General features: G+C 72.5%; 10 protein-coding genes. 5 read left to right on the forward strand and 5 right to left on the reverse strand.

Annotated elements, in window-relative coordinates:
• The first annotated feature begins 293 nt into the window (after positions 1-293).
• The gene (bla, locus tag ABZU53_RS02985; RefSeq protein ID WP_355063507.1) at positions 294-1,199 is read left to right on the forward strand and encodes a class A beta-lactamase; all 906 of its coding nucleotides are present in this window, start codon (positions 294-296) and stop codon (positions 1,197-1,199) included.
• Positions 1,200-1,242: 43 nt separating this feature from the next.
• Here bla and ABZU53_RS02990 read toward each other — a convergent pair whose 3' ends face one another.
• The gene (locus tag ABZU53_RS02990; protein ID WP_355063509.1) at positions 1,243-2,163 is read right to left on the reverse strand and encodes a serine hydrolase; all 921 of its coding nucleotides are present in this window, start codon (positions 2,161-2,163) and stop codon (positions 1,243-1,245) included.
• Complete coding sequence (locus ABZU53_RS02995; RefSeq protein WP_355063511.1) at positions 2,160-3,092, reverse strand: LysR family transcriptional regulator; 933 nt, start codon at positions 3,090-3,092, stop codon at positions 2,160-2,162. The genes ABZU53_RS02990 and ABZU53_RS02995 overlap by 4 nt, the downstream gene beginning before the upstream one ends.
• 78 nt (positions 3,093-3,170) lie before the next feature.
• Here ABZU53_RS02995 and ABZU53_RS03000 point away from each other — a divergent pair, with 78 nt between their 5' ends.
• Entirely contained in the window at positions 3,171-3,491 is a 321-nt protein-coding gene (locus ABZU53_RS03000; protein ID WP_355063513.1) for a helix-turn-helix transcriptional regulator, read from the forward strand.
• A 47-nt stretch (positions 3,492-3,538) separates the two neighbouring features.
• On the opposite strand, the gene ABZU53_RS03005 is transcribed toward ABZU53_RS03000, so the two are convergent.
• On the reverse strand, positions 3,539-4,276 hold the full coding sequence (locus ABZU53_RS03005; RefSeq protein ID WP_355063534.1) for a sulfatase-like hydrolase/transferase: 738 nt from the start codon (positions 4,274-4,276) through the stop codon (positions 3,539-3,541).
• A 71-nt stretch (positions 4,277-4,347) separates the two neighbouring features.
• On the opposite strand from ABZU53_RS03005, the gene ABZU53_RS03010 reads away from it, so the two are divergent.
• Positions 4,348-5,208, forward strand: coding sequence for a helix-turn-helix transcriptional regulator (locus ABZU53_RS03010; protein WP_355063515.1), 861 nt, complete (start codon positions 4,348-4,350; stop codon positions 5,206-5,208).
• Positions 5,209-5,251: 43 nt separating this feature from the next.
• On the opposite strand, the gene ABZU53_RS03015 is transcribed toward ABZU53_RS03010, so the two are convergent.
• Positions 5,252-5,470, reverse strand: a complete 219-nt coding sequence (locus ABZU53_RS03015; protein ID WP_354862891.1) for a hypothetical protein — start codon at positions 5,468-5,470, stop codon at positions 5,252-5,254.
• Positions 5,471-5,640: 170 nt separating this feature from the next.
• Between ABZU53_RS03015 and ABZU53_RS03020 the strand changes: the two genes are divergently transcribed.
• A complete protein-coding gene (locus ABZU53_RS03020; RefSeq protein WP_355063517.1) occupies positions 5,641-6,867 on the forward strand; it encodes a sensor domain-containing protein in 1,227 nt (408 codons plus the stop codon).
• Entirely contained in the window at positions 6,855-7,511 is a 657-nt protein-coding gene (locus ABZU53_RS03025; protein ID WP_354862894.1) for a response regulator transcription factor, read from the forward strand. Before ABZU53_RS03020 ends, ABZU53_RS03025 begins: the two co-directional genes overlap by 13 nt.
• A 110-nt stretch (positions 7,512-7,621) precedes the next feature.
• Here the strand turns inward: ABZU53_RS03025 and ABZU53_RS03030 are convergent.
• On the reverse strand, positions 7,622-7,957 hold a 336-nt coding region (locus tag ABZU53_RS03030), incomplete at its 5' end, for a non-reducing end alpha-L-arabinofuranosidase family hydrolase (RefSeq protein ID WP_355063519.1).

The following is a 7,957-nucleotide window of genomic DNA, read 5'->3' on the forward strand; positions in this document are numbered from 1 at the left end:
AGGCGTCCGGGGTTGAGTGGGTCGTCGACGAGGCTACGGACGTGTCGCAGCCGCCTGACCGGTCCCGCCCTGGGCTTCTGCCTTCTGGTGCGCCGATGGTCCCTTCGCGGGACCAGCTCCTGACGGGTCCGAGTCGAGCGGTGGAGCGAGGTCGGTCAGGGCGCGGGCGATGCCAGATCAGCATGAACACCGCCAGTTCCGTCTTCGACCGCATGCCGAATCCCTGTCAGGGTCGAGCCTTGTCCGACCGGCGCCGCCCGCGCCGGACCTCACGACACCGACAAGGAGCGATCATGGTGTTTTCGACAGACGGTTTGGTAACCGCGCTGGCAGTGGTGTCAATGGCCGCCTGCGGCCCCGCCGATGCCGCCGAGCAGCCGACGCGGGACCGTGCGGCAACGGTGAACCCGTCCACCGCCGCTGACCGGGACCACGAGTTCCGGCAACTGGAGGAGAGGTTCGACGCGCGGCTCGGGGTCTACGCGATCGACACCGGCACTGGCCGAACCGTGCAGTACCGGGACGACGAGCGGTTCGCGTACAGCTCGACGTACAAGGCGTTGGCCGCCGCCGAGGTCCTCGACGAGACCACCGACGTCGAGCTGGACCGGGTGGTGCGGTACTCGGCGGACGACCTGGTGACCTACTCGCCGATCACGGAGCGGCACGTCGCCGAGGGCATGACGCTGCGCGCGATCGCCGACGCGGCCGTGCGCTACAGCGACAACACCGCCGGTAACCTGCTGTTGCGTCAGCTCGGCGGACCACAGAAGTTCGAGAAGGAACTGCGCGAGGTCGGAGACAAGGTCACCGATCCGGCGCGCTACGAGACCGAGCTCAACGAGGCGAGGCCAGGTGACCGGCGGGACACCAGCACCGCGAGGGCCCTGACCCAGGATCTGCGGGCGTACGCCGTCGGCCACGCCCTCGAACCGGCGGACCGCGACATCCTCAATGGTTGGCTGCGGGGCAACACCACCGGCGGCGAGCTGATCCGCGCCGGTGTTCCCGATGGCTGGGTCGTCGGGGACAAGACCGGTGCCGGTGGCTACGGCACCCGCAACGACATCGCGGTGATCTGGCCGCCGGACCGGGCGCCGATCGTCCTCGCGGTGCTGTCCAGCCGCGACGAGAAGGACGCCAGCTACGACAACGCCCTCATCGCCAGGGCAACGGAGGTCGTGGTCGCCGCGTTGTGACGGTGTGCCGTGCCGCCGAGCGTGCGCCCGGGCCACCAGCTGACTAACTCCACCAGGGCAGGGTGCCCGTGCGGAGGTGGTCGTGCAGTGTCCGGGCGACGTGTGCCATCGTCGCCTCGCTGCCGGGCTGCGCGACAGCGGGCACCCGGGAGGCGGTGAGCGCGGCGACCGCGTACGACTGACCGTCGGCGTGGTCCACCACCCCTACCTCGTGGCGTAGGTGCAGCAGGGTGCCGGTCTTGGACGACCAGCGGGACGCGTCGGAGGTGAAGTCCGGCGCGAGCCGCTGGCGGTGCAGGTTGTCGCCCATCAGGGCGCGTACCCGCTCGGCGGTGGTCTCGTGGATCGTCGAGGGGCGCCAGAGGGCGTGCAGCAGGTCGACGTAGGCCCGGGCCGATCCGGTGTTGGCGCGGGTGACGTCGAGTTGGGCGACCGGGTGGCCCTGGCCGGGGGTTCCGGCGCCGATGGCGAGGGCGTGGGCCAGGTGTACGTCGTCGGGGCCGAGACGTTCCGCCGGGGTCTCGGCGAGGTCGCCGACCCGGTGTCGCACGGCGATGCCCTCGATCCGCAGTCGCCGCAGCTCGGCGGCGACCTCGGTGGGCCCGACGAGGTCGAACAGGGCGTCGGCTGCGACTCCGTCGCTGACGGAGGTGCTCAGGTAGAGCAGGTCGTCCACAGCGATCCGCGCCGGATGGCGGAAGCGGCTCAACCCGGTCGGGCCCGGTGTGGTGATTCGACCGGGCAGGACGTCGACGGGTGCCGCCGGGTCGAGTTCCCCGCGCGCGATCCGTTCGAGCACGGCGACCGCCAGCGGCACCTTCACCAGCGACGCCGTCGGGTACGGGGTGTCCGCGTCGAAGCCGAGTTCCTCGCCGGTGTCGAGGTTGCGGACCAGGAACGCGCCGTGCAACCCCGCCTCGTCGAGCAGGTCCTGGGCGTTGCGGACGACGGCTGTGGCGCTCACGCGGGATCTCCCGTCGTGCGGTCATCGCGTGTGCGACCCCTGGCCGGCCCCGGGTGGCCATCGGTCGCGCCCAGGCATCGTGCGATGTCCGCGTCGAGGACCGTGCTGAGCTGATCGAGGTCCTCGCGTACGCCGGCGGCGACCTCGTAGCCTCGCAGGAGCCGGGGGTCGGCGAGGGGACACCAGTGCAGTCCGAAGTCCTCGGCCTGTTGACGGGAGCAGAGCAGCAGGTCGGGGGAGCCGAGGGCCGCTGCCGCGGCGTCGACGAGGGACGGCGCGACCGCCACCTGGGCCGGCACCAGGCCGGCCGCCTGGCTGGCACGGGTCAGGGGGTCCCGCAGGTGCGCGACGTCGTCCTCGGGTTGGATCAGGATCCGCCGGCGTGCCTGCGTGCGGGCCCGGCCGCTGCGCAGCGTCTCCAGGAACACCGTCGGCGCCGGGAAGGGGGTCCGGGCGGCCAGTCCGAGCGGCACCCGCCAAGACGCCGCCGCCTCCGGAACCGCCACGATCCCGGCAGCGACCTCCAGGGTTCGACAGAGCCGTTCACGCTCGGCCGGGCCGGCCGGCCGTACCTCCAGGTGGATCTGCTGCCGCCGCGCCGCGACCACCAGAGCGGCGAGGTGGTGTGGCGAGCAGATCTCGGGTACGGCGACGCGCAGCGGGCGCAACCGTGCCCGCTGGGCGTCGTCGCCAATGGCATCGGCGAGGTCGACCAGGCGCCGGGCCGATGGCAGCATGTCCTGGCCGAACGACGTCAGCCGCACCGCGCGGGACGACCGGTCGAACAGCCGCGCCCCGAAGTGCTCCTCCAGGGCGGCGATGCGGCGACTGGCGACCGACTGGGGGATGCCCGCAGCGGCGGCGCCGGGGGTGAAGCTGCCGTGGCCACTGACGGCGACGAAGGCCCGGCAGGCGGCGACCACATCCACCCAGCGAACCTATACCCGGATTGCATAGGGCTTGACAGGCCGGAGCCGCGGGACGACCGCCTGCAAGCCCTCGCCCGGATGCTGTACGAGACGCCGGCGGACAACGCCACGCTGGCCGAACTCGGAAAGACGATCGGAGTGAGCCCTCGTACCCTCAGCCGACTGTTCCGCGACGAACTCGGCATGACCTTCTACGAGTGGCGGACGCAGCTGCGGGTCTACCACGCACTCGTGCTGCTGGCCGACGGCTGGGACACCACCCGGACCGCCTACGCCTGCGGATGGGCCAACCCCAGCAGTTTCATCGCGGCGTTCCGCGCGATCATCGGAACGACGCCGGGTCGCTACCGAGCCGGCCGCGCGGCTCCACTCGCGCGGGTCGTCACCTCCGCGGAGTGAAGCCGGCGTCGGGACGGCTGTCGAGGCCGCCAGGGAACCCGCGCTCGTCAGGCTGGCACGTGACCGGCCGTCCAGCACGCCGAGTGGCTGTGGCAGGCGACGTACGACGTGAGGGCACCGTGCAGCGCGGCCCGTCGCGTGGCCGAAAGGCCGGCCGCGATGTTGTCGAGCTGGTGCGGGTCGGCGGTCCTGTCGTAGTACTCCCGTTCGCCGTTGGAGTACTCGACGTAGGTGTAGGTCGCGGTCCGCAGAGCCTCGTAGGTGATCGGGCTGCCGTTGCGGCGGTCCTGGGCGTCGGGATCGTCGGCGGCCTGGTTGGGGCCGTGGTGCTCGATCAGCGCCCCGGTACGCCAGTTCGGCGCCGCCTCGCCCTGCGCGAGGGGAAGCAGGTTGCGCCCGTCGACGTGCGTGTCGACGTCGGCGGCGCCGATGCGCTGGAAGGTCGGTGCCAGGTCGATGTTCTGCACGATCTCGGTGCGCTGCGATCCGGGAACGACGCCCGGCCCGGCGACGACGAGCGGGACCCGCACATCGGTGTCGAAGGCGGTCTGCTTGCCGCCGGTCAACCGGTACTCGCCCATGTGGAAGCCGTTGTCGGAGCTGAACACGACATAGGTGTTGTCGGCGATGCCGTTGGTCGTGAGCTGGGCGCGCAGGTTGCCGATCAGCCGATCGACCGCCTGCACGGACTGGGCACGCTTGCGGAAGTTGGTGTCCAGGGTGCTCTTCTCCTGCGCGGTGAGCGGTCCGTTGTCGGCCAGCCAGGAGGGCGGGTTGGTGGGCAGCCGGTCGTACGCCGCGGTGCGGGAGGCGGTGAGCCACTGGCTGAGCCCGTCCGGCGGCGCACACTTGAGGGGTGAATCGACAGGAGCTGGCCCTCTTCCTGCGCAGCCGGCGCGAGCGGCTCACCCCCGCCGAGGTGGGCCTGCCGGCCGGCACCAGGCGCCGCACGCCCGGGCTGCGACGCGAGGAGGTGTCCCGGCTGGCGTTCATCTCCATCGAGTACTACACCCGGCTCGAACAGGCCCGCGCCCCGCACCCCTCGCCCGAGGTGCTGGCCGGCCTGGCCCGCGCGCTGCGCCTCTCCGACGCCGAACGCGACCACCTGCACCACCTGGCCGGCAGGCCGCCGGCCCCGCCCGCCGGACCGCCGCACGAGGTGCGGCAGAGCATCCTCGACCTGATCGAGCGGTTGCCCCAGGCGGCCGCCCACGTGACGTCGGCCAGCTACGAGGTGATCGCCTGGAACGATCTCGCGGCGGCGTTGATGGAGGACTTCTCGGCGCTGCCCCGACGTGACCGCAACCTGGTTCGCCGCGCCTTCCTCGGCCCGCACCCGGACGGCCGGGTGCTGTACGGGGTGTCCGACGTCGAGGAGTTCACCCGCAGTTCGGCCCGGCGACTACGCGCCACCGCCGCCCGCTACCCCGACGACCCCGAGGTGGCGGCGCTGGTCCGCGACCTGCTCGCGGGCAGCCAACGGTTCCGCGAACTGTGGGAGTCGCACGACGTCGACGACGAGCACACCCTGATCAAGACCTTTCAGCACCCGCTGGTCGGCCCGGTGACCGTGAACTGCGACGTCCTCGACATCGCCGACCGTGACCAGCGGCTCGTCATCCACACCGCGGTGCCGGGCTCACCTTCCGCGGAGGCGCTGCGCCTGCTCTCGGTGCTCGGCACCCAGCGCATGACGGTCAGCGCCACCGAGCGCTGACCGTCCCGACGCCCGTGAAACGAGCGCCGTCGACGGGACGACGTCAGCGGTTGCGCCGGTGGTGGACGATCAGCGCCGCCGCGCAGAGCACCGCGACCAGGCCGAACACCGAGCCGATCCACGGGCTGTCCACCACGCTCGAGAGCACCGCGTTGATCGCCGCGCTGACGAAGAGCACCAGCCACAGCAGCGGACGTAGCAGGCCGCCGGGCCGTTCCGGTGCGGCGGCCGGGGCCTCGATGATGCGGTACGGGTCGGTCATGACTGTCTCCCTCGGTGACGTTCGACGACACCATCGACGCTAGGCGGGCGACCCCGACGGGGACGATCCCGCCAGCTCGACGAGCGGCGGTACAGCAGGCTGTACTTTCCGCCGCGGACGCTGCCGGCCGGGCTCGCGGTGGCCTATGTTGGCGCGGGAGGTGGGCGGCGATGGCGTACGTGCGGGGCCGGGTGCGCGCCTCGGTCGACGCCCTCGAACACCTCGTCGGCGGGCTGGGCACCGCGCTGCTGGCGTTGGCCGCGCTGTGCTGGGTGGTGGTCGTGGCACTGGCCTGCCTGGTCGGGGTGGGTCTGCGGCTGGCGCCCGGCGCGTCGCGGACGGTGCGCTCGGTGGCCGATCGGGAGCGCGCTCGGCTGTCCCGTCTGGGCACGACGATCCCGGCTCCCGGGCCGGTGCCGGAGGAGCTACGGGAGGCGGTGCGCGACCCGTTCGTCCGCCGGGAGCTCGGCTGGGTCACGCTCCACTCGATCACCGGCCTGGTGTCCGGGCTGGTCGGCCTCGCCCTGCCGCTGTACGCCCTCCAGGACATCACGTTCCCGCTGTGGTACCGACTGGTCCCGCCCGAGGCCGGCGCACCGGGGATCGGCTGGTGGCGCATCGACGGGCTGTCCGAGGCGCTCGTGGTCGGGGTGCTCGGGGTGGGCTGGCTGGTCGCCGCGGTCGGGTTCGGTCCGGCGCTGGCCCGCTTCCAGTCCTGGCCCGGCCGGTGGCTGCTGCCCCCGCCGCCGGGGGTCGACCTGTCGCTGCGGGTCGCCGCGCTGACCGCCACCCGGGCCGCGGCGCTGGATGCCCACGCCCTGGAGCTGCGCCGCATCGAGCGGTCGCTGCACGACGGCACGCAGAATCGGCTGGTAGCGGTCAACGTGCTGCTTGGCGCCGCGCGCCGGGCGGTACGGCGCGACCCGGACCGGGCCGACGAGATCCTCGGGCAGGCGCAGGACGCGGCGGAACAGGCGCTCGGCGAACTGCGGACGGTGGTGCGCGGCATCCTGCCGCCCGTACTGGACGACCGGGGCCTCGCCGGGGCGCTGGCGGGCCTGGCCGGCAGTTGCGCGGTTCCGTGCCGGCTCGCGGTGGACGTGGCCGTCCGCTGCGCGGCGTCGGTCGAGGCCACCGCGTACTTCGTGGTGGCCGAGGCGCTGACGAACGTGGTTCGGCACAGCGGGGCGAGCCAGGTGGACGTCGCCGTACGCCGCGAGCACGGCCGGCTGCTGGTCACCATCGAGGACGACGGGCGCGGCGACGCCGACGAGGCACGCGGCTCCGGGCTCACCGGCATCCGCCGGCGGGTCGAGGCGTACGACGGGCGAATGACGCTGACCAGCCCATCGGGAGGGCCGACGAGGATGCACGTGGAGCTGCCATGCGGATCGTGATCGCCGAGGACGACCCGCTGTTGCGGGAGGGTTTGGCGCTGCTGTTGCGGGCGGAGGAGCTGGACGTGGTCGCCACGGCGGGCACCCCGGGAGAGTTCCTGGTCGCGGTCGACGAGCACGCGCCGGACGTGGCGATCGTCGACGTACGGATGCCGCCGACCCACACCGACGAGGGCATCGTGGCAGCGGTGGAGGCCCGCCGCCGCAGACCCGGCCTCGCGGTGCTGGTCCTGTCGGCGTACGTGGAGCAGGCGTTCGCCACCGAACTGTTCTCGGTCGGCGCCGCCGGGCTCGGTTATCTGTTGAAGGAACGGGTGGGCCGGGTCGAGGAGTTCCTCACCGCGCTGCGTCGCGTCGCGGACGGCGGCAGCGTGATCGACCCGGAGGTGGTGGCGCAGTTGCTCGCCCGCAACCGCCGGCCGGACACCGCGCTGGGCGAGCTGTCGCCGCGCGAGCGTGAGGTGTTGGGGCTGATGGCCGAGGGGCTCGGCAACACGGCGATCGCCGAGCGGCTGTTCGTCACCGACGGCGCGGTGCACAAGCACATCCGCAGCATCTTCGCGAAACTCCAGCTCCCGCCGGACGACCGGGCCGACCGCCGGGTCACCGCGGTGCTGCGCTACCTGGACGGCGACCAGCGGTAGCGCCGGCATGCCTGGACCCGCCCCGAACGTCGCGGCGGCCGAGGGACGTACGGCCCGGGGCGGGTTCGGCGCCATGCCGAACCCGCCCCGGGTCGTGGAGTGGCGGAGCGTCAGCGCCGCAGGGTGAGCAGGCCCGGGCGGTAGGGCAGGAGGCCGTAGTCGCCGCCGGAGTTGGGGGATCGGCCTTGGTAGAGGAGTTGGAGGTTGCAGGGGTCGATGGTGAAGGTTTGGTCGGCGGTGGTGCGGATGAGTTCGCCGTGGCTGATGTCGTTGGTCCAGGTGGCGCCGCTGTTGGCTTTGCCGGCGAAGGGGTTGCTTTCGGTGGCGGCTTGGGGGGTCCAGGTGCCGCCCAGGCTGGTGGCGGTGAAGGAGCGGAAGTAGCGGCCTTGGGAGCCGATGGCTTCGACGAGCATGAGGTAGCGGTTCTGGTTTTGGAGTTTGTAGAC

Origin of the sequence: Micromonospora sp. NPDC005194 (genome assembly GCF_040608335.1) — a bacterium.
In the GTDB taxonomy this organism is placed as follows: Bacteria; Actinomycetota; Actinomycetes; order Mycobacteriales; family Micromonosporaceae; genus Micromonospora.